A 19,744-nucleotide genomic window follows, 5' to 3' on the forward strand; every position below is an offset into this window, starting at 1 on the left:
ACATGTTATGTATTTGTTCAATTATGTGAAAATTCTGTATACAACCTTTCATTTGTGTGATATAAGGTAAATAAGAGGTTGTTTTGTGTTACTTAGGTGTGACTTTAGTTTACTTAATATTCAGAAAATTTTCTAGTCCCTCGCAAACTTCCTTGTTTTTAGTTAAATATGTGTCAGTTAAATTAACATCATATTCTATTTGAAGAGGTGAGCGTCTGATGTTCTTTCGTTATCAGGGGGAAGCTTATGACCGCCGGTTCTTGCCGCGGTTAACGACCAAGGAGATTGCGGCCATGAGCAAGGAGGAGGTATTGCTCGTGCTGCCGGTAGGCGCGGTGGAGCAGCATGGTCCCCATATGCCCGTCTTCACGGATACGCTTATTGGCGAAGCGATGCTGGCAGCGGCTTTTGAGCATTTGCCGGAGGACGCGCCGGTCTGGCTGCTGCCCTCCGTGAACTATGGCAAGAGCACCGAGCATGCCGGCCATCCGGGTACCATTACGCTATCGGCCACAACGCTGATGGCGGTGCTGGAGGATATTTCGTCTTCCCTTGCGAGAAGCGGTTTCCGCAAGCTGCTGCTATTCAACACGCATGGGGGCAACGCGGATCTGCTTGGCATGATGGCGAGGGAAATCCGGATAGCAACGGGGCTTGAGGTGTACCGGCTTGATCCGGGTTCGGTTGGCTACAGCGATTCCTTCACGGATGAAGCGGAAAAGGCCTGCGGCATTCATGCCGGAGACGTGGAGACCTCCCTTGTGATGGCGATGTGTCCGGGCTGGGTAAACGCGGAGCTTGCGCCTCGGGAGATGCCAAGGTTCCCGGATTCCCGTTCCTTCTCTTTCCGGTCGCGTTCGTTTGCATGGGTAATGAACGATATTTCAAGCAGCGGAGTAGCGGGAGATGCGACCAAAGCAACGGCGGACAGAGGGGACGCGATGCTGAAGACGGCGGGGCCGCTCCTGGCGGAAGCTCTTGTGCATATTGCGGCGTTTCATATGGACTCACTGAAAAACGGATAGGGGGATGATCACCGTGACAACGATGACGGGAGCCAAGGAATGGGTAAGGATGGAGCGGTTGTCCAAGGTTTATCCGAACGGAACCGTAGCGGTCAAGGAGGTTGACCTTACCATCCACGAAGGAGAATTTCTTTGTTTTGTTGGTCCTTCCGGCTGCGGGAAATCAACGATATTCAAGATGATTACCGGCTTGTCTAATCCAAGCAGCGGCACTTTGGAGGTTATGGGAGGTGCGGCGAGCGAAGCCCGCAAGCAATCCGATACGGCATTTGTCTTTCAGGATCATACGCTGCTGCCGTGGAACTCGGTCATCGACAATGTGACGCTGCCGCTGGCGCTTCGCGGGGTGCCGCGCAAGGAGCGCCAGCGGGAAGCGGAACGCGTGCTCGAGATGGTTGGCCTGAAGGATTACATGCGCTCCATGCCGCGAGAGCTGTCCGGGGGAATGAAGATGCGTGCATCCATTGCCCGCGCTCTGGTTGCAAGACCTAAGCTGCTGCTCATGGATGAACCGTTTGGCGCGCTTGACGAGATTACGCGCCAGACGCTTCAGATCGAGCTTCTTGAATTATGGCGGCAGGATCCGGAGATGACGGTGCTGTTCGTCACCCATAACGTATTCGAAGCCGTATTTCTGTCGACCCGTATCGCCGTCATGACGCCGCGTCCGGGCAAGGTTTCCGATCTCATTCATGTGCCGGTGCCTTTCCCGCGCGACGAGTCATTCCGTACGACCCCGGAATTCGGGCAAATTGTCCGTTCCGTGTCGGAAGCCCTTAAGCATTAGAGAGGAGGAGAAACAATGATGAAGGATTGGATGGTTGAGATGCAGGCAGCAGTCGGGGAAGAGAAGCTGTTGTCAGACCCCGGACAGGTAGAGAAATTATCCAAGGACTACTACTGGTATTCTCCGGTGTTGGTCCCGCTGCTTCAGGATAAACGGGCAGAAGCGATTGCCGTTCCCCACTCCGTGGAGGAAGCGGCGCAGGTGCTCGCTTACGCATGGAAGCACCGGGTTCCGGTAACAACGCGTGGCGCCGGTACCGGCAACTACGGTCAGGCCGTTCCGCTCGAAGGCGGCATTGTTCTTGATCTGAGCAAGCTCGACAAGGTAATAGAAGTAACCGATACGTATGCGCGCGTGCAGGCTGGAGTACGGCTTGGCGGATTGGAGAAGCTCCTCCGTTCCGAAGGGAAGGAGCTGCGGATTTATCCGAGCACCTACGTAAAAGCAACGGTTGGCGGCTTCGTGAGCGGCGGCTCGGGCGGAATTGGTTCCATCACCTGGGGTAACCTGTGGGACGGCAACGTGCTGGAGGCGGTCATTCTAACGGTGGAGGAAACGCCGCGCAGGCTGACTGTCAAAGGCGACGACCTGATTGCTTACATTCATAATTACGGAACGACCGGCGTGCTCGTGGAAGTGGTCATACCGATTGCGGCAAAAGTAGAATGGACGCAAACCGTTGTCCAGTTCGATGATTTCGAATCCGCAGCACGGTTCTCCCATGCGGTAGCGCTTGACGAGGCTATCCGCAAGCGGCTTGTTGCGCCCGTTGAATGGCCGATTCCGACCTTCTTCAAGCCAATCGCCTCGAAGCTCGAAGCCGGCTGCAGCGCCTGTCTGCTGGAGACCGCGCATGGCAGCGAAGAACGGCTTGCGGCGCATGCCGGCGAGCTCGGCGGCCGTATCGGCTATACGATCCCGCCGGAGCAGTACCGCAAGGTGATCGGTTTGTCCGATTTTACATGGAACCATACGACGTTATGGGCGCTTAAGACCGACCCGACGCTGACCTACTTGCAGGCTGGCTTTGACAAAGACCGATACCTGGATCAGATTGCGCTTATTAAAGAGCAGTTTGGCGAAGAGGTGCTGATGCATCTCGAATTTATCCGCAGCGCGGGCGTTGTTGTTCCCGCTGCCCTGCCCGTTGTCCGTTACACCACGCATGAACGTCTGTACGAGATTATTGCCTACTTCCGGTCCATTGGCGTCCGGATTAATGATCCTCACACCTGGATACTGGAGATGGGAGGACGGGGAGAATGGGATGCAATGGTGAAGGCCAAGCGTGCCAATGATCCCCGGGGACTTCTGAATCCAGGCAAGCTGCAGACGCCGGTTGAGAGCATTTCGAATCAGGAGGGATAAGCGATGCGAGAGGAGACTATGACTAGCCCGGATTTATCGTTTGGGACGTCGGCAGGGGAGAACAAAGCCGCAAAGCTAAGCCATTCATTGCTGAGAAAAGGTTGGAAAAGATTTGGTCCGCCGTCCGTCGCCTTCATTCTGTTCATCGGCGGCTGGGAGCTGTTCTGCCGGATATCCGGCCTGAAGCCTTATTTGCTGCCTAAGCCTTCGGATATCGTGATGGCCGCATCGGAGAATGCTTCGAATCTGTGGGTATCGGTCTACACCACGATCACGGAGGCTGTGCTTGGATTCCTGCTCAGCATTATTCTGGGCGTCGGCTTTGCCGTCCTGCTTGCCAGCTCCAAGCTCATTGAACGAAGCATTTACCCTTATGCCATCATTATGCAGACCATTCCGATTGTCGCCATTGCGCCCATTATTGTGATCTGGTTTGGCGCGGGCATGAACGCCATCATCATTATCGCTTTCCTCATCGGATTTTTCCCGATGCTGTCCAACACCCTAATCGGCCTGAACTCGACCGACCACAACATGAAGAACCTCTTCTATCTTTACAACGCTTCTCCATTGCAGACCATGCTCCGGCTCCGTATTCCGGCCGCGCTGCCTTATATCGTGGCAGGCCTCAAAATTTCTTGTACGCTCGCCGTAATCGGCGCCATCGTTGGCGAGTATATCGCGGGCATCGGCGGAGGCAATGGCGGACTTGGTTATGCCATTACCGTGGCATCTTCCCGCCTGCAAACCGCCTATCTGTTTGCTTGCGGCTTATCCGCCTCGTTGCTTGGCATTGCCTTCTTCCTGCTCGTTAATGCCTTCTCCAAGTGGCTGCTCAGCTCCTGGCATGAATCCGAGATGAAATCTTCCGAGGGCTAACAAATACCGCCATAACCAATGGTGTTTTAGGAGGGATGAGCTTGCAGACCGAAATGCTCGAAATGATTAACGTCAAGCTTCCGCTTGAACAATGCAGTGATCTCTTCACGGTAAAAGCACGGGGAGGACGCTGGACGGCCGTCGACCGCCAGGAGGGGGTTATCTTCTCCTCGGAGCATCTCCCCATCCAGGCTCTATCCTTCGACGAGCTGAAGACAACGGTATTGCTGAACCTGGAAGGGAAGGTTATGCTGCCGGGTTTTGTAGACGCCCATATGCATCTCGACAAAGCTTATTCGCTGCCCTTTGTACGCAACAAGTCCGGAACGCTGCTTGAAGCGATCGAGAATTACCGCGCCGTGTCGCCGGCCTTTACTAAAGAAATCATCCGGGACCGTATCGTGAAGGCGGCGCTGAGCTCAGCCTCCTTCGGGTCGGCTGTCCTGCGAAGCCATCTCGATGTCCCGGTTCATCTCGGCCGCGATATCGCGATGCGGACAATCGAGGCGGCGCTTGAAGCGCGGGAGATGGTTGGCGGAATGGTTGATATTCAATATTTCCCGATGTTCTTCTACGATCCCGCTTATGAACGCGAGCTCACGGAATTCGCTTTCGAGACGCTTCTCATGGGCATCGACGGGGTAGGAGGCGCGCCGCATCTGTCGCCCAATCCGGAGACGAATATCGGTTGGGCGTTCAGGCTGGCGCAGAGATTCGACAAACCGATTGACCTTCATTCGGATGAATCGGATAATCCGGACACCAAGACGATCGATATTTACTGCGATTATGTGAAGGCGGGCGGATACGGCGGCCGGGCAACGGCGGGCCATCTCTGCTCCTTGTCGGCCATGGAGCATGGCGAAGCGGAGCGCTTAATTGCGAAAATGGCGGATGCGGGCGTAGCGGCGGTTACCCTGCCGGCGGTTAATCTCTATTTGCAGGGGCGCGGCGACCGGGGCAATGTGCGGCGCGGCGTCACCCGCGTCCGCGAGCTGACGGAGGGAGGAGTGCCGATTGCCGCGGCCTCGGACAATATCCAGGATCCGTTTCATCCGTTTGGCAGAGGGGATCTGCTGCAGATTGGACTGATGACCGCTTATGCAGCCCACCTGGCGAAGGAAGAGGATATCGTAACGGTGCTGCGCATGCTGACCTCCAATCCGGCGACGATCACGGGCGTCAAGCAATACGGAATTGCGGCGGGGAATCCGGCCAGCTTTGTTGTTCTGGATGCACGCTTGGAGGAGGAGCTGTTCCAGGAGCTGCCTTCCTCCAGATGGGTCTATAACAAGTCGAAGTGGACGTTTGCCTCCAAGCTTAGCCGTTTCGGGCTGGAGCCTAGTCTCTCGGGCTCGCCCGCATAGCTCAAAGATGACTTAAAGGTTGATGTTTGTCCGCTTCAATAGGGATGCGCATATAGAGGAGAAGAGAAAAATCTTATGCTTTCGATGTAAGAATCATCGCGAACAGCCATCCGCCTGTTTGGGTGAAAATTCGTTAAGCACATGCTTATGAAGTGAAAATGATCACAGTCGGCCTTGATTAGACCAATTGTGTGACCATTTTTTTAAGGGGGAAGAGAAGCATGCTGGGATCAAAGAAAACATTAGGTGGAATGACGGTAATTCTTGCCGCGGCGCTTACGCTGTCCGCTTGCGGCGACAGCAAATCATCCGGAGACTCGAAGGAGCTGACCAAGGTCAGCCAGGTAACCAACTGGTTCGCGGAGCCTGAGCATGGCGGGCAATATGCCGCGCTGGACAAAGGCTTCTACAAGGATGCGGGTCTCGACATGACGATTCAATCGGGTGGTCCGGGCATCTCTTCCACCCAGATCGTAGCCGGCGGCAAAGCGGAGTTTGGCATGGGGCAGGCCGACGAAATCCTGCTGGCGCGCCAGAACGGCATTCCGCTGGTGGCGATTGCGGCGACCTTCCAGAAGAATCCGCAGGGCATCATGTTCCACAAGGGGCAATACAAGGACATTACGGAGCTGAACGGCAACAAAATTTTTGTCGGCAGCGGCGTGGTGTTCTGGGAGTACTTAAAGAAAGCCTATAGTCTCGATAAAGTGACGGAGATGAAATATACCGGCTCGCTGGCTAACTTTGTAGCGGATCCGAAGGCCGCCACGCAGATCTACATTACCTCCGAGCCTTTCTCCATGCAGCAGGAGGGCGTTGACGTCGATTACTTCCTGAACTATGACCTTGGCTACAAGCAATACGGCAACGTGCTTTATACAACCGAAGACTTCCTGAAGAAGCATCCGGATACGGTAAAAGCCTATGTGGAAGCATCCGTTAAAGGCTGGGACTACTATAAAGATCATTCCGAAGAGATTAATAAAGTGATGCAGGAGAAAAACCCGGATCTCAAGCTGGAAGCGATGGCGTATGGCGCGAGGGCGCAGGAGCCGCTCGTCTACGGCGGAGATGCGGAAACCAACGGCGTCGGTTACATGAGCAAGGATATCTGGTCCGGCCTGCAGGCGCAGCTGGTGGATATGGGGCTTCTGAAAGAGGCCGAGCCGATTGAAGATGTATTTACGAACGAGTATTTGCCGGGCAAATAACGAGAACAGATGACGGAGCCGCCGCATGCGGGCATGCGCGGCTCCGGTTTCTATCAAGGCGGCAATACGCTTGAGGAGAGATGGCAATGGCCAATGTGCTCGTTATTTACTTCAGCGCATACGGACATATTCACAAGATGGCAGAGGCCGCCGCGCAAGGAGCGGAGCAAGAAGGGCATACCGCTAGGCTTGTACGCATTCCGGAGTTTCGCCATTCCGATAACATCACCGCGATGCTGGATCATCCAAGCCGCAGGCGGAGCGCGGAGGACAGCCAGCTGTCAGGAACCTTCCGGGTTGGAGCGCGGTGGGAGAAATATGAAGCCGCGCAGGCTGAGCAGCAGAACATGCCGGAAGCAACGGCCGATGATCTCCGCTGGGCGGACGGGATCGTATGGGGATTTCCGACCTATTACGGCTCGATGCCGGCGCAGGTTAAGTCCTTCCTTGACCTGTCGGGCAGCCTATGCGCAAGCGGGGAGCTGGAAGGGAAGCCGACCGGCGTGATGACAAGCGCCGGGTCCATTCATACGGGTCATGAAGCGACCATCCTGACGTCGATCATACCGCTGCTTCATTTCGGAATGGTGTATGTCGGCTTGCCGTATTCGCAAAACCCGGAATATTTGACCGCGGACGCCATTGGCGGTTCCCCTTACGGGCCGTCTACATTGGCAGGTCCGGACAGCGGAAGAACGCCGGATGAGCGCGAGCTTCGGATGGCCGGCAGACTTGGAGCGAGGGTGGCGAGATTTGCCGAAGCAACCAAAGGCATAAAATGAATGGCGGGGATATGATGACGATACCATTTGATTTGCTTGTTACCGAGGTTAGGCTGCCAGGCAGCGGATTAACGGATTTGGGCATAAAAGGCGGAAAGATAACGGCGATCGGCAAGTTGGCCGGAGCTGCCGCCTTAACAACCTTTCAGGCGCAGGGCAGACTGCTTCTGCCCCCTTTTGTCGAGCCTCACGTGCATTTGGACACGACATTAACGGCGGGCGATCCGATCTGGAACGAGAGCGGAACGCTCGCGGAAGGCATATCGGTATGGGCCTCCCGCAAAAAACAGCTGACGCGCGAGGACGTTCTGGCAAGGGCGGAGCGAACGCTAGAGATGTTCATCGGCTATGGCGTGCTTCATCTGCGCGCGATGGTGGACATCGGAGACCCGAAGCTTACTGCGCTGCGCGCGGTGCTGGAGCTGAAGGACAAATACCGCGAACGCATGCATATGCAGGTAATCGCTTTTCCGCAGGACGGCCTTGTGGCTTGCCCGGATAACGAAGCGAGACTGGAGGAGGCGCTGCGGCTTGGTGCTGACGGAGTATCGGCGGTGCCCCATCTGGAGCGGACCCGCGAGGACGGAGTATTAAGCCTGCGCAAAGCGTTTGCTCTTGCGGAGCGATACGGCGCCTTTATTCATGTCTTTTGCGACGAGACCGACGATGAAGCCTCACGGTACCTTGAAGTATGCGCCGCGCTTGCGCTTGCGACCGGTCTGGGCTCCAAGGTAACGGCCGCCCATGCCAATGCCGCGGCTTATTACAATGAACCGTATTTTCAAAAGCTGCTTGGACTGGTGAAGCAATCCGGCCTCTCCATTGTGGCTTGTCCGCTGATTAACAGCGTTATGCAGGGACGTTACGATGCTTCTCCGAAGGGGCGGGGCATTACGCGGATTCAGGATTTCCACCGGGCGGGCGTTAACGTCGCTTTGGCGCATGACGATATCCGTACTCCCTTTTATCCGCTTGGAACGGGAAATCCGCTGGATGCCGCGCATATGGCGGCTCATCTTGCCCATATGTGCGGCCGTCAGGATCTGCACGATATATGGGGCATGATTACGCATGGCGGAGCGAAAGCCATGCAGATAAACGGCTACGGCTTTGAACAAGGAAAGCCAAAGGTCGGAGATCCGGCCTCGTTCCTGCTGTTTGACGCCGCAGACCCCGCCGAGCTGATCCGGACCCGATCCGCCCCGCGTTACGTGTTCCATAAGGGCCGGCTGGCCGCGGAAACAGCGCCCGCCGTTACGAAGCTGCTGCACCTGGCGGGCGACAAAATGGCCATATTCTAATGTTGAAACAGGAATTAGATTAACATTTTTTAACCAAATTTTAGGTCATCCCGACTATTCAAAACGCCTTCCCTCTCCTTGATAATCAGGGGTATTCCATATCAAGGAGGGATTTGAATGCTTCGGAATTACGCGGTGAGCCTTAAAAACAGGCCGCTAAAGATTTTTGCTTCCGCCGTTCTTGCCATGCTTTTGTTCGGCTCGGCCGTCCTGCCGGCGTTTGCGGCATCCCCGGGGAAGTCCGTCAACGCTTCGGCTACCTTCGCTTATAGTCTTAAAGGGCTTAAGCATAATCTGGCTGTTCAGAAGGCCTATATCGCATCCAAGTATCTGTACGTCACCCAGCGCTCGGGAGGAACCGTCTATCTGTCGAGACTGCTCATGAAGGGAAGCACCGCCACCTACGTGGACGAAATGACGGTGACCCATTCCGGTCATGGCCAGACGCTGGATATGTACACCTACAAGGATATCGATTATTTCTATTTCAGTTCAAAAGCGGACCCGTCCACGTCGTATGACTGGTCGCTTCAGGTGGCCCGGCTGAAATACTCGGCGGGCAAGAAGTATGATTATGCGGATCTTCGCCGGTTCACCTACATGAACTATGCGAATAAGACCGGCAAGAGATTGGGCGATACCTATCGCGTGGACGGCGGCGGCAACAGCGGCTATACCCTTTTCCGCGTACAAACCGCCCAGGGCACTGTTACGTGGTCCATCTACAACACGGCGGCCTTAAACAAGCTTTTGGACGGCAGCGAACAAGTGCGGATGGACAGCGCGGCAGCCAAAAAGGCATGCGTGGCCAGCTTCACCCAAACGGGCAGCCGCATCGTTAGACCAAACGGCTCTTTCCAGGGCATGGATATGCTCTCGAGCACAAAAATCTATACGTCGGGCGGAGCGGAAGGGCAAACGCCGCGCATCGCCTTGATGTCGAACACAGGCTCTTACAAATCGCTGGTCAAAATTACGAATGTCGGAAATCATGAGATCGAAGGCGTACAGACGAAGAACGGCAAGGTATACTTCACGATCGTGACCAACCCGAAAAACAAGAAAGATACGCAGAAGGTCTACTATGTGCCGGAAAGCAAGTTTTAAAGACGCAATAATTATTTAACATTTATTGGTACAACCAGACTATTCTAAACCGCATCCTTCTCCTTGATAATCTTGGGTGATAGATAGAACGCACAAGATGATGGAGGGATAGGAATGTTGCCGCTTCACGCCGTACATGTTAGAACCGGGTCTTTAAGAGTTATCGCTTCTGTCATGCTCGCCATGCTTCTGTTTGGCACAGCCGTATTGCCCGTATTTGCAGCAAGTCCAGGGAAGACCGTCAACGCTTCGGCTACGCTCGCTTACAATCTCAAAGGACTTAACCACAACCTGGCCGTTCAGAAGGCTTATATCGCATCCAAGTATCTGTACGTCACCCAGCGTTCCGGGGGAACCGTCTATCTGTCCAGATTGCTCATGAGCGGAAGCAACGCCACCTATGTGGACGAAATGACGATTACCAATGCGGGTCATGGCCAGACGCTGGATATGTACACGTACAACGACATTGATTATTTCTATTTCAGTTCGAAAGCGGATCCGTCAACCGACTACAATTGGTCGCTGCAAGTGGCAAGACTCCAATATTCGGCAGGCGCGACCTATGATTATACGGATCTTCACCGGTTCACCTATCTGAACTACGCCGATAAGACCGGTGCGAGATTAGGCGAGACTTACCGCGTGGATGCCGGCGGCAACAGCGACTATACGATTTTCCGCGTGCAAACGGTCGAAGGCACCGTGACATGGTCCATTTATGACACGGCGGCCTTGAATAAGCTGCTGGATAGCAATGAGCAGGTGCGGATGGACAGCGCGGCAGCGATAAGCGCCTGCGTGACCAGCTTTACCCAATCGGGCGGCGATATTGTTCGGCCAAACGGATCCTTCCAAGGCTTCGATATGCTCTCGAATACGGAGATCTATACGTCGGGCGGAGCGGAAGGCGAGACGCCAAAAGTCGCTTCGATGTCTAACACGGGCGCTTATAAAACCCTTGTGAACATTACGAATGTGGGAACCCATGAGATCGAGGGCGTGCAAACGAAAAACGGCAACGTGTATTTCACCATCGTGACAGACCCGGACAATAAGAAAGACACGCAGAAGGTGTACTATGTAGCAGACAGCATCTTTTAAGCCGATTCTATAAAAACAGGGCTGCCTCCGTGAAGCGATTAGCTTCGGGAGCAGCCCTGTTTGCTGTCTACGACAAACGCTTTGCCGTTCTTCACGGCTGATAGGTTCTTCCTATCTGCATATCTGCGGGACACGCCGCATATGACGTAAGGAAGCTTCGCTTCGCCTATGAAGGGGGAATAAGCGATGAGCAGAAAATTTCTCAATTCTCCAACTGCCTACGCGCTTGGCATGTTTGCGATGATGGTGCCAAGCCAGGCGTTTGCCTCGTTTTTCAACTATTACTATGTAGAAAAGCTGGGCCTCAGCCTAGGGCTTGCCACCATTGCGCGCACCATCTACCTGATCTGGGACGCGGTCAATAATCCGATGGCCGGCTATTTGTCCGACAGGACCCGCACGCGTTACGGCAGGCGCAGGCCGTGGATCTTTTTCTCCACGCCGGCCTTTATGCTCGCCTTCATTATGGTGTTCTCCGTTCCGGGCGGACTTGGCAATACGGAGCTGTTTGTCTGGCTGCTCACTTCGCTGATTCTGTTCGAGGGGCTCGCAACGCTGCTGTGGGTGAACTACGGGGCGCTCTTTCCCGAGCTGTTCGTCGGAGACCGGCTTCGCGCGAAAGCATCGGCTGTTCAGCAAGGGTTTCAGATTGCGGCGATTCTGATCGGAACGGCGCTTACTCCCATTCTGTATGAGAGCATTGGCTTTGGATGGATGTCGGTGACCTACGCGATCGTATTTGGCGTGTTTATGACCTGGTTTGCCCTATCCGTCCGGGAGAAGGACAGTACGCATCAGGAAGCGCCGCTCCCGCTTATTGCGGCATTCCGCGAGACGTTGACCAATAAGCCGTTCTGGATCTTTAACATAGCGGGCTCCTTCGCCCAAACGGTAAACGGCCTTCTTGCGGCGCTGCTTCCGTTCTATGCGAAATACGTCCTGAATATCTCGGAGGGGGAGGTGTCCATTCTGATGGGCGCCGTCTTTGTCTCCATCATTCCGCTTGTTATTGTATGGTATCTCATCTCCCGCAAGCTTGGCGGCCTGCGCAGCTGGCGGCTGGCGCTCGCCGTTTACGGCTTGTCGGTCATTCCGCTCTGGTTCGCTGGCAGCCTCGGAAGCGGCATTCTCGCAGGCATACTGGTAGGCTTCGGGATGGCCGGATTTCTTGTTACACCCGCTATGCTTAGCAGCCGGATCATTGACCTGGATGCCGAACGGACGGGCAGACGGAGAGAGGGAATCTACACGGCGGTTGCCGGATTTATTACAAGATCGAGCGGCCTGATTGCCGCGGTAGCCTTCTGGATTGTTGGCCTGATCTACGGTTACCAGAGCGGCGATAATCCGGGTCCCCAGCCGGAGACGGTCTTTCGAGTGCTGATCTGCGTAGTGCCCCTTATTTTGCTGGCGGTATCGTTTGTCATCTCCCTATTCATGAAGAATTTAGAGGAGCCGGGTCAATCCAAACGTCCGGTATGATATGATAATGGCAAAATCAAACCAAGGGGATTCGCATGAAGCAGGTAACGATTGGCATGTTCGCGCATGTGGATGCGGGCAAGACCACGCTGGCGGAGCAGCTGCTCTATCATACGAACAGCATCCGGGAGCGGGGCCGGGTAGATCACAAGGATGCTTACCTCGACAGCCACGATATCGAACGGGCGAGAGGCATTACGGTATTCGCGGATCAGGCGGTTATGACTTATAAAGATTCTACCTATTATTTAATTGATACGCCTGGACACGTCGACTTCTCGCCCGAGATGGAGCGGGCCGTCCAGGTGATGGACTACGCCGTATTGGTTGTAAGTGCGGTGGAAGGCGTGCAGGGGCATACCGAAACGGTCTGGCAGCTGCTGTCGAAGCACCGGGTTCCGACGTTCTTTTTCATAAACAAGATAGACCGCACCGGGGCGGATATAGACCGCGTGCTGCAGGAAATCCAGCTTCATCTGACGCCTGATGCCTGCCTGATTACAGATAGCTTTGCGGGCGGCGCTATTGGCGAGCCGTTAATTGAGAGTCTCGCGGAGCGGGACGAGCAGCTTCTTGATGCCTTCCTCTCTGGTGAGGGCGATCAGGCCTTCTGGCTGCAAGCGCTGCAGGAGATGGTGAGGGGCTGCCGGTTATTCCCTTGCGTAAGCGGCTCGGCCTTGCAGGATGCCGGTGTTCGGGAGTTTTTGGAGCAGCTTCAGCTGCTGACGACCGTTGACTATAACGAGCATGCGGCCTTTGGAGGACGCGTCTATAAAATCCGTCATGACAGCAACGGCACAAGGCTGACGTACATCAAAGCAACAAGCGGTACGCTCAAGGTCCGGGAGGAGCTTCGTTACGGGAGCGGGGAGGAGCAGGTATGCGAGAAGGCGACAAGGCTGCTTCTTGTGAACGGCAGCAAGATGCAGGCGGTAGAGCAGGTGACAGCCGGCGATTTGTTCGCGGTTGTCGGATTGTCCGGCGCCGAGGCGGGGCAGGGCGTAGGCGTATATTCGGACAAGCTGTCGTACGATCTGGTGCCGGCGCTGACGTCCAAGGTGATTTTCCCCGAAGCGCTACCCGTGAAGGATGTGCTGAAGGCATTCCGCATACTAAATGCGGAGGATCCTTCGCTTAATGTCATCTGGGAGGAAAGCCTGCAGGAAATCCATATTCATGTGATGGGAATTATCCAGCTCGAGGTGCTGCAGCAGCTTGTGAAGGACAGGTTCGGATTCGAGGTGGTCTTCGGAAGCCCGGAGATCTTGTACAAAGAAACGATCGCGAGTCCCGTGAAGGGTTACGGACATTTCGAGCCGCTCCGGCATTATGCCGAGGTGCATCTGCTGCTCGAGCCCGGAGCGCGGGGGAGCGGCATCACGTTCAACAATGCCGCCCACGTGCATGATCTAAGTATAGGCAATCGGAATTTGATCGAGACGCATCTGTTTGAGCGCGAGCATCACGGATTGCTGACGGGCAGCCCGCTGACGGATGTACGGATCACGCTGCTCACAGGTGCCGGCCATAATGAACATACCCATGGCGGCGACTTCCGGGAAGCGACGTTTCGTGCGTTAAGGCAGGGGCTGGAGAAAGCGGACAATGTGCTGCTCGAGCCGTTCTACGAGTATAAAATCAAGGTGGAGCTGGATCATTTGGGCAAGGTATTATCGGATCTGCAGCGCGCGTCCGGTCAGTTCGACCCGCCGCAAACAACGGCATCGCATGCGGTGGTTACGGGCAGGGTGCCGGTTGCTACCTTTATGGATTACAGCACGGAGCTTGCGGCATTCACGCATGGCAGAGGCAGTATTCAACTCGTCTTTGCGGGGTACGGCCGCTGCCATAACGAGCAGGAGGTTATCGAGCGGAAGGGTTACCGGAAGGATGCCGATCCGCTGTATACGTCATCATCGATCTTCTGCGCGAAAGGAGCCGGCTATACGGTTCCATGGGATGAGGCGGAAGCGAAGATGCATCTGCTGTAGCGAACGCAAATAGAACAGTAACGAAAATAAAAATTATACATTTTAGAGGGTGATCCGATGCTGTCGGCATCTCATAATCAACAATCCAGATCTCAAGTATTGGGTGTACACTCCGTTCTGGCGGCTATGGAGAAGTCACTGGCCATGTTGAATTAAGCACGGACGGGCATGCACCGTTCGCAGACGATGGTCTCGGAAAGCCAGCAGCGCGCAAGGAAAGCGGTCGAAGAGTTCACCCGGATCGGACAGTCGGCCTCCGAGCTCGAAGAGAAGGCGCAGATATTCAAAAATCGGATATAAACGAAAGGCCATCCTGCTTAAGGATGGCCTTTCGTTATGCTAGGGCTTGGTCACAGCGCGCGGACTATTCTGTAGCTTCCCGGCTCTGCGCGGAAGCCCATCAGATCCCGGTTCACGCGAAGCATCGGAATATTGGCGGAATCGTTGTGCGTCCGCAGATAAGGCGCTCCGGCTGCCTTGGCGGACTTAAGGCCAAGCAGCTTCAAGGCAAGCGCAATGCGGCGCCCGCGGTATTCCGGCAATACCCCGGTGTACTCATGGTACATCGCCCCGGTCTGCTCGTTATGCTGCAGGGTTACGACGCCGATGTAGCGGTCGCCCTCCTTGGCGATATGAATCCATTCCGGGCGTACGCCGGGCAGGCCAAGATTCCATTTCTTCCACTCTTCGAACCAGGGGAAGTCACCCGAATAGCCGGGAATATCGAGATGCGTGATCTTGTACAGCTCATGCAGCTTTCGCTCGTTCTCCTCGCCCGGCTCCTCCGCCAGCGTAACGAACCGTATTCCGGCAGACTCGGCATGGGGAATGGATCCGAGCAGCTGCTCGGAAGCGGTGTACTCGCGCAGATCAAGCACGGATTCGAAGGACAGCCGTTCCCGGATGTAGCCATGCTTTTCGGCAAAAGCAAGCGATCTCTCGTCCGTCTCCTTCATGTTGAAGTTAATCAGACGCGATGCTTTTACTTCAAGGGCCCATGCATGGAGGGTGGCGTACAAGGCCGTGCCCACGCCTTTCCCGCGGAATTCCGGATGGACAATTAACGTATAAATAAGCGTCCCCGGTTCGGTCCAAGGCGCCCGCCAGACTATGGCGTAAGCAATGACTTGCCCGTCCTCTTCTTCGGCCACCCATTTAGGACGATCCCAGCCCATAAGCTCGCCTTCATCATTATAATGAAGCTGTCCCGGCGGGATCTTGTCCTCGTCCTCCTGCAGCCGTTCGGCTGTCGTTGGCTCGGACCAAACCAGATTTACGAGAGGCGCTACAGCCTGAAAGTCCTCGGGCTGCTTCAACTTGCGGATAATAAAGCTCATATGGACCACCACCGTCATTTAGATATTCCTAGTATGGCATACCTTTTATTCCAGCGGTTGGAAGATTTCAGTTATAACGAAACTTACTCATGCCCCCGCCGCCGCATGATCCACTCCACGATAATGAAGTTCACGAGCAGAGCCGCCCAAATGTTATTGTCCAATACCTCTTCGATCATTCCCGTGCGGCCCTCCGGCAGGGTGAAGCGGTGCAGCAGCAGGTAAACGAGGAAGAGCAGAGGGACCATCGCTCTTGCGCTGACCGCTGTTAAAGTCATGGCAAAGCTGCGGATCATCCATTGTTTATGCGCCTGCCAATTCTTGTTTACCGCTGAGCGGTATCCCATAGCCGTTGTGATCAGCCATAGCAGATCAAGGAAAAGAAAAGACAGAGCCCGGCCGTAATCGGGTTCGTAACAGGTGACGACAAGGGCAAGTCCGCCGCTCGCGAACACGGAGTAAACGTACGCTTTTCCCAGCCGGGCATGCAAGGAGGGTTTGTTCTTGCGTATGGCCTTGTGGAACTGGAAGAACCCCGCGATTAAAGCGATGAACGCCAGTGCGATATGGCCGACTATAGCAGGATACTGCATTGTAAGAGAGGAAATAGCAATGCGGCTGCTCGCCGGATTGAGCGTAAGATAGGGAATCACAAACGGCAGCATTATGGCAACGGATAAGAATAACATGACCCACCAGCTTTTTTTCATAGAAACGCTCCTTCATAATGGATGCCTCCAGTATAGCGGGGGGATGTTTATGGACTCTAAAAACTTTCTAAAAAAACGATAAAGCTCCTATGAATCGCACATATGGAGGGCTTTGAAAGGATATGGTAAATAGGAGGTGGGATAGTGAGGATCTATTTATTGAAAATGGCCTTGTTCCTTTCTATTTGCTTGCTGCTTGACGCCTGCTCCTTAAACGACGGAACTCCTGCCAAGAATAATGGAGAAGCCATCGTCTCCAATGTTACGATAGCGGATAAAGGCGAAGCGGATGGGCAGTACTGGATCATGGCTGCGTATCCCGACCGGAAGAAGATGAAAAGCGTAGTCACGATCACGGTTGATGAGAAGCGCTGGAAAACGATTCAAGTCCATCATAAATACACCGTGCATTATGCCAAACAAGAGGATGGAAGCTATTCTTTGTACGGGATTACTCCATTAACGGATTAATAAATAGGGGAGTCAACCAAGGGGTTGACTCTCCTTTTTGTCAGCTTTTATGCCGACTCGGATGTCTGTCTGGCCTGCGCCTCCTTGCTTCCAAGCAGTCCGCCCAGCCGGAACGTTCCAAGCGAGAGCGCGATACAGACGGCCGAGAAAATGCCAATCGATACGTAGCCGTTAAGGTGTACGTACAGCAGTCCGGCAAGCCATGCTCCAAGCGTATTGGCGCCGTTCATGGTCGAGTTCGCGAGACTGGAGATCGTTCCCCGGATGGAGGCGTTCAGGGCGGTAAGCAGTCCCATGACAAGAGGGAAGATTACGCCAAGAACGGCGAAGATCATGAAGTATACCGTTGCCGCAGCGGGAAGCCGGGCGATGTGGGGGCCAATCATATAGAGCAAAACAAGCAGCAGCATTCCCGCTGTCACGGTCTTGGTATTGCCAAGCTTGCGGACCACGGCAGAGCTGATTACGCTCCCGAGCAGCGTGCCAAAGCCAAGAGCCATCATCACGTTGCCGATGCCGCCAATCGACAGCTCGAAATGGTCAGCCAGCCATTTGCCCATAAACGCAATTGCCGTACCGCTTCCCAGATGAAGCAGCAGGTAAGCGAGATAGCCGCTTCTTGCTTTCCCGCTCTTTATTAAGGGCGTGTATCGGCTGATAATCGATGCGGGAGTCTGCCTGCTTGGCTTCATGTCGGGAAGCAGCAGGAAAGCTCCAACGGCAAGGAGCAGAGCCGCTGCTCCAATGCTCCAGAACGGGACGGGCCAATCGGCCGCTGCAAGCCAGCTGCCGATCGGCACGCCAAGCGCTTGAGCGGCAGCAAGTCCGCCAAAGGCGATGCCCATCGTTTTCGCAATCCGCTGCGGCGGCATGACGGCAGGAATGGAAGCCCATACCTGGGGAGCGGTGAAGGCTGCGCTAACTCCGGCGAGGAAGCGGAACAGCAGCATCATCCAGAAGCTGTCCGCGAAGCCGCATAAAGCGGTTGAGACCGAGAATCCGATCAGTCCGCAGATCATAACGGTTCTGCGGTTCCAGCCATCCGACAGAGGACCGGAGATTAATGCGAACAGGGCCGAGCCTAACGTATAGGCGCCAATCATCCAGCCGGCATTGCCGGTGGATACCCCGTATTCCGCCTGCAAGGTCGGGAGCAGGGGAGAGATCAGGAACGTATCGGTTCCGATCATGAACATGACTAGAAAGAACAGGATGGAATATTTGGACACGGGTAGTCACTCCTTTGAATTGGTGTTGCTTCTTACCCTCATCGTAGCGGATAATAGTGACACATTCTGTCATGGATATAAAATTAGGAGGGAAGCGGGATGCCCAAATCCAAACGGTTAATGGAGCTGATGATGACCGTCAACCGCAAGCGGCGGTTCAAAGTACAGGAGCTGGCGGATGAATTTGGCGTCTCGAAGCGGACGATTCTGAGGGATCTGCAGGAGCTGAGCGAGCTTGGAGTGCCTCTATATTCAGAGGTTGGACCGCATGGGGGTTATCAGGTGCTGCGGGAGCGGGTGCTGCCGCCAATTGCCTTCACGGAAGAGGAAGCGGTGGCGATGTTCTTCGCGGTACATGCTCTGCGTCACTACACCTCGCTGCCGTTCGAAGCGGAATCGGCTTCGGCATTGAATAAGTTTTACCTTCATATGCCAAGCGACGTGCGGGACCGCATCGACAGCATGAAGCACCGTGTTGACTTCATAACGCCAACAAGACGGGGAGATGCTCCTTGTCTGTCGGTGCTGCTTGACGCAGCGAGCGGTGCATCAGAGGATATTGGATATTGAATATGAGACGAAGGACAGCGAAGCGGGCTGCCGCAAAATCCAGCCGGTATGCATCTATGCGCATAACGGGCATTGGTACTGCACGGCGTATTGCTTCCTCCGCGAGGGCTTTCGCGTCTTCCGCTGCGACCGGATTCGCTCGGCATCGGAGGATATGTCAGGCATGGAAAAGCGCGACCTTGGCGAGATCCGCCTAAGCCGCAAGGAGGTTGTTCGGCCGGAAGATCCCATCCGGCTTCAAGTAGAGCTGACCCGGGTAGGGGTGCAGCGCTGCGAGGCAGAGCTATGGCTGGCCCCGATGCTTCGGGTGCAGGAGGACGGGAGCGGCATTCTTGATGCGGAGGTATCCCGGGGCGACCTGTCCTTTTACACGGATTTTCTGATCGGACTGGGACATGAAGCGGCGCTTAAGGGGCCGGAGGAGCTCAGGGAAGCGGTCCGGGACCGATTAACCGGGCTGATTGGCCGTTATAGCTGAGCGAAATAGGAATAGAATAAGCTCCCTCTGCCGGTCGGCAAGAGGGAGCCTTGGCATGGGCAGCGGGGCTTATGCGTATACGGTTATTGCCCTTGATGCTGCAGGCAACCGCTCATCGGCAAGCGTTGCCCTTACGGTAACCGACCAAGGCAGCCGTAGTTACGCCGCCAACGGGAACAGGCACATGGGACAGCGCCAAAATTTACGTGGCTGGCGATATCGTGACGTATAACGGCATAGAGTATAAAGCAGGCTGGTGGACACAAGGCGATCAGCCGGACAACTCCGATGTATGGAAGCCGGTATCGGCTTCGGCCGTGCAAGCCTGGAGCAGCGCGAAGGCTTACAACGGCGGCGATCAAGTCATTTATGAAGGACATACGTACAAAGCGAAATGGTGGACCAAAGGCGAGATTCCGGGCAAAGCCGGAGTAGGGTGCTCATTGCTTAATAGAAAGGGGCTGTCCGGAAGGACGGCCCCTTTGTTGTTGTTAACCGGCTGTGCGCGCCGCTAAAGAATTTTCCTTTATTTGTCGAAATAAAGG

19 protein-coding genes and 1 pseudogene are annotated in these 19,744 nt (G+C 55.0%); 17 read left to right on the forward strand and 3 right to left on the reverse strand.

Annotated elements, in window-relative coordinates; all coding sequences use genetic code 11:
• The first annotated feature begins 218 nt into the window (after positions 1-218).
• The 13 genes from M3194_RS10475 to M3194_RS31245 all read left to right on the forward strand — a co-directional run bounded on the left by M3194_RS10475 (position 219) and on the right by M3194_RS31245 (position 14,704).
• A complete protein-coding gene (locus tag M3194_RS10475; RefSeq protein ID WP_251653382.1) occupies positions 219-1,025 on the forward strand; it encodes a creatininase family protein in 807 nt (268 codons plus the stop codon).
• A 4-nt stretch (positions 1,026-1,029) separates the two neighbouring features.
• Positions 1,030-1,812: an ABC transporter ATP-binding protein gene (locus M3194_RS10480; protein WP_251653383.1), complete on the forward strand. Its 783-nt coding sequence runs from the start codon at positions 1,030-1,032 to the stop codon at positions 1,810-1,812.
• A 15-nt stretch (positions 1,813-1,827) separates the two neighbouring features.
• Positions 1,828-3,180: an FAD-binding oxidoreductase gene (locus M3194_RS10485; protein WP_251653384.1), complete on the forward strand. Its 1,353-nt coding sequence runs from the start codon at positions 1,828-1,830 to the stop codon at positions 3,178-3,180.
• A gap of 3 nt (positions 3,181-3,183) precedes the next feature.
• Positions 3,184-4,059 carry an ABC transporter permease gene (locus tag M3194_RS10490; RefSeq protein WP_251653385.1) on the forward strand — a complete coding sequence of 292 codons (876 nt, stop codon included), beginning with the start codon at positions 3,184-3,186 and terminating at the stop codon, positions 4,057-4,059.
• Between the two features lie 35 nt (positions 4,060-4,094).
• Positions 4,095-5,426, forward strand: a complete 1,332-nt coding sequence (locus M3194_RS10495; protein ID WP_251653386.1) for an amidohydrolase family protein — start codon at positions 4,095-4,097, stop codon at positions 5,424-5,426.
• Positions 5,427-5,647: 221 nt separating this feature from the next.
• Positions 5,648-6,637: an ABC transporter substrate-binding protein gene (locus tag M3194_RS10500; protein ID WP_251653387.1), complete on the forward strand. Its 990-nt coding sequence runs from the start codon at positions 5,648-5,650 to the stop codon at positions 6,635-6,637.
• An 86-nt stretch (positions 6,638-6,723) separates the two neighbouring features.
• Positions 6,724-7,419, forward strand: coding sequence for an NAD(P)H-dependent oxidoreductase (locus M3194_RS10505; protein WP_251653388.1), 696 nt, complete (start codon positions 6,724-6,726; stop codon positions 7,417-7,419).
• Between the two features lie 11 nt (positions 7,420-7,430).
• Positions 7,431-8,720 (forward strand): amidohydrolase family protein, encoded by a 1,290-nt coding sequence (locus M3194_RS10510; RefSeq protein ID WP_251653389.1) that lies wholly within the window; start codon positions 7,431-7,433, stop codon positions 8,718-8,720.
• Positions 8,721-8,837: 117 nt separating this feature from the next.
• Positions 8,838-9,827, forward strand: a complete 990-nt coding sequence (locus M3194_RS10515; protein ID WP_251653390.1) for a helveticin J family class III bacteriocin — start codon at positions 8,838-8,840, stop codon at positions 9,825-9,827.
• Between the two features lie 174 nt (positions 9,828-10,001).
• A complete protein-coding gene (locus tag M3194_RS10520; RefSeq protein WP_397334306.1) occupies positions 10,002-10,931 on the forward strand; it encodes a phage baseplate protein in 930 nt (309 codons plus the stop codon).
• Positions 10,932-11,117: 186 nt separating this feature from the next.
• The gene (locus tag M3194_RS10525) at positions 11,118-12,413 is read left to right on the forward strand and encodes an MFS transporter (RefSeq protein ID WP_251653392.1); all 1,296 of its coding nucleotides are present in this window, start codon (positions 11,118-11,120) and stop codon (positions 12,411-12,413) included.
• A 35-nt stretch (positions 12,414-12,448) separates the two neighbouring features.
• Positions 12,449-14,404 carry a GTP-binding protein gene (locus M3194_RS10530; protein WP_251653393.1) on the forward strand — a complete coding sequence of 652 codons (1,956 nt, stop codon included), beginning with the start codon at positions 12,449-12,451 and terminating at the stop codon, positions 14,402-14,404.
• Positions 14,405-14,572: 168 nt separating this feature from the next.
• Positions 14,573-14,704, forward strand: a complete 132-nt coding sequence (locus M3194_RS31245; protein WP_285889209.1) for a hypothetical protein — start codon at positions 14,573-14,575, stop codon at positions 14,702-14,704.
• 50 nt (positions 14,705-14,754) lie between these two features.
• Here the strand turns inward: M3194_RS31245 and M3194_RS10535 are convergent, their stop codons facing one another.
• Positions 14,755-15,759: a GNAT family N-acetyltransferase gene (locus M3194_RS10535; RefSeq protein WP_251653394.1), complete on the reverse strand. Its 1,005-nt coding sequence runs from the start codon at positions 15,757-15,759 to the stop codon at positions 14,755-14,757.
• A gap of 65 nt (positions 15,760-15,824) precedes the next feature.
• Positions 15,825-16,451, reverse strand: a complete 627-nt coding sequence (locus M3194_RS10540; protein ID WP_251653395.1) for a DUF2306 domain-containing protein — start codon at positions 16,449-16,451, stop codon at positions 15,825-15,827.
• A gap of 144 nt (positions 16,452-16,595) precedes the next feature.
• Here M3194_RS10540 and M3194_RS10545 point away from each other — a divergent pair, with 144 nt between their 5' ends.
• Positions 16,596-16,922, forward strand: coding sequence for a hypothetical protein (locus tag M3194_RS10545; protein ID WP_251653396.1), 327 nt, complete (start codon positions 16,596-16,598; stop codon positions 16,920-16,922).
• A gap of 47 nt (positions 16,923-16,969) precedes the next feature.
• Here M3194_RS10545 and M3194_RS10550 read toward each other — a convergent pair whose 3' ends face one another.
• On the reverse strand, positions 16,970-18,151 hold the full coding sequence (locus tag M3194_RS10550) for an MFS transporter (protein ID WP_251653397.1): 1,182 nt from the start codon (positions 18,149-18,151) through the stop codon (positions 16,970-16,972).
• 99 nt (positions 18,152-18,250) lie between these two features.
• Here M3194_RS10550 and M3194_RS10555 point away from each other — a divergent pair.
• The 3 genes and pseudogenes from M3194_RS10555 to M3194_RS31250 all read left to right on the forward strand — a co-directional run bounded on the left by M3194_RS10555 (position 18,251) and on the right by M3194_RS31250 (position 19,714).
• A pseudogene (locus M3194_RS10555) lies at positions 18,251-19,199 on the forward strand (helix-turn-helix transcriptional regulator).
• Between the two features lie 55 nt (positions 19,200-19,254).
• Positions 19,255-19,431 (forward strand): Ig domain-containing protein, encoded by a 177-nt coding sequence (locus M3194_RS10560; protein ID WP_251653398.1) that lies wholly within the window; start codon positions 19,255-19,257, stop codon positions 19,429-19,431.
• Positions 19,421-19,714: a carbohydrate-binding protein gene (locus tag M3194_RS31250; protein ID WP_311290376.1), complete on the forward strand. Its 294-nt coding sequence runs from the start codon at positions 19,421-19,423 to the stop codon at positions 19,712-19,714. The genes M3194_RS10560 and M3194_RS31250 overlap by 11 nt, the downstream gene beginning before the upstream one ends.
• The last annotated feature ends 30 nt before the right edge of the window (positions 19,715-19,744 follow it).

The sequence above is a fragment of the Paenibacillus glycanilyticus genome, from assembly GCF_023715145.1.
Lineage (GTDB): Bacteria > Bacillota > Bacilli > Paenibacillales > Paenibacillaceae > Pristimantibacillus > Pristimantibacillus glycanilyticus_A.

What these genes read in the sequence shown, in the direction of transcription:
- M3194_RS10475 (WP_251653382.1), top strand. Translation starts at nt 219, where the DNA reads ATGTTCTTTCGTTATCAGGGGGAAGCTTATGACCGCCGGTTCTTGCCG.
- M3194_RS10480 (WP_251653383.1), top strand. Translation starts at nt 1,030, where the DNA reads ATGATCACCGTGACAACGATGACGGGAGCCAAGGAATGGGTAAGGATG.
- M3194_RS10485 (WP_251653384.1), top strand. Translation starts at nt 1,828, where the DNA reads ATGATGAAGGATTGGATGGTTGAGATGCAGGCAGCAGTCGGGGAAGAG.
- M3194_RS10490 (WP_251653385.1), top strand. Translation starts at nt 3,184, where the DNA reads ATGCGAGAGGAGACTATGACTAGCCCGGATTTATCGTTTGGGACGTCG.
- M3194_RS10495 (WP_251653386.1), top strand. Translation starts at nt 4,095, where the DNA reads ATGAGCTTGCAGACCGAAATGCTCGAAATGATTAACGTCAAGCTTCCG.
- M3194_RS10500 (WP_251653387.1), top strand. Translation starts at nt 5,648, where the DNA reads ATGCTGGGATCAAAGAAAACATTAGGTGGAATGACGGTAATTCTTGCC.
- M3194_RS10505 (WP_251653388.1), top strand. Translation starts at nt 6,724, where the DNA reads ATGGCCAATGTGCTCGTTATTTACTTCAGCGCATACGGACATATTCAC.
- M3194_RS10510 (WP_251653389.1), top strand. Translation starts at nt 7,431, where the DNA reads ATGATGACGATACCATTTGATTTGCTTGTTACCGAGGTTAGGCTGCCA.
- M3194_RS10515 (WP_251653390.1), top strand. Translation starts at nt 8,838, where the DNA reads ATGCTTCGGAATTACGCGGTGAGCCTTAAAAACAGGCCGCTAAAGATT.
- M3194_RS10520 (WP_397334306.1), top strand. Translation starts at nt 10,002, where the DNA reads ATGCTCGCCATGCTTCTGTTTGGCACAGCCGTATTGCCCGTATTTGCA.
- M3194_RS10525 (WP_251653392.1), top strand. Translation starts at nt 11,118, where the DNA reads ATGAGCAGAAAATTTCTCAATTCTCCAACTGCCTACGCGCTTGGCATG.
- M3194_RS10530 (WP_251653393.1), top strand. Translation starts at nt 12,449, where the DNA reads ATGAAGCAGGTAACGATTGGCATGTTCGCGCATGTGGATGCGGGCAAG.
- M3194_RS31245 (WP_285889209.1), top strand. Translation starts at nt 14,573, where the DNA reads ATGCACCGTTCGCAGACGATGGTCTCGGAAAGCCAGCAGCGCGCAAGG.
- M3194_RS10535 (WP_251653394.1), bottom strand. Translation starts at nt 15,759, where the DNA reads ATGACGGTGGTGGTCCATATGAGCTTTATTATCCGCAAGTTGAAGCAG.
- M3194_RS10540 (WP_251653395.1), bottom strand. Translation starts at nt 16,451, where the DNA reads ATGAAAAAAAGCTGGTGGGTCATGTTATTCTTATCCGTTGCCATAATG.
- M3194_RS10560 (WP_251653398.1), top strand. Translation starts at nt 19,255, where the DNA reads ATGGGCAGCGGGGCTTATGCGTATACGGTTATTGCCCTTGATGCTGCA.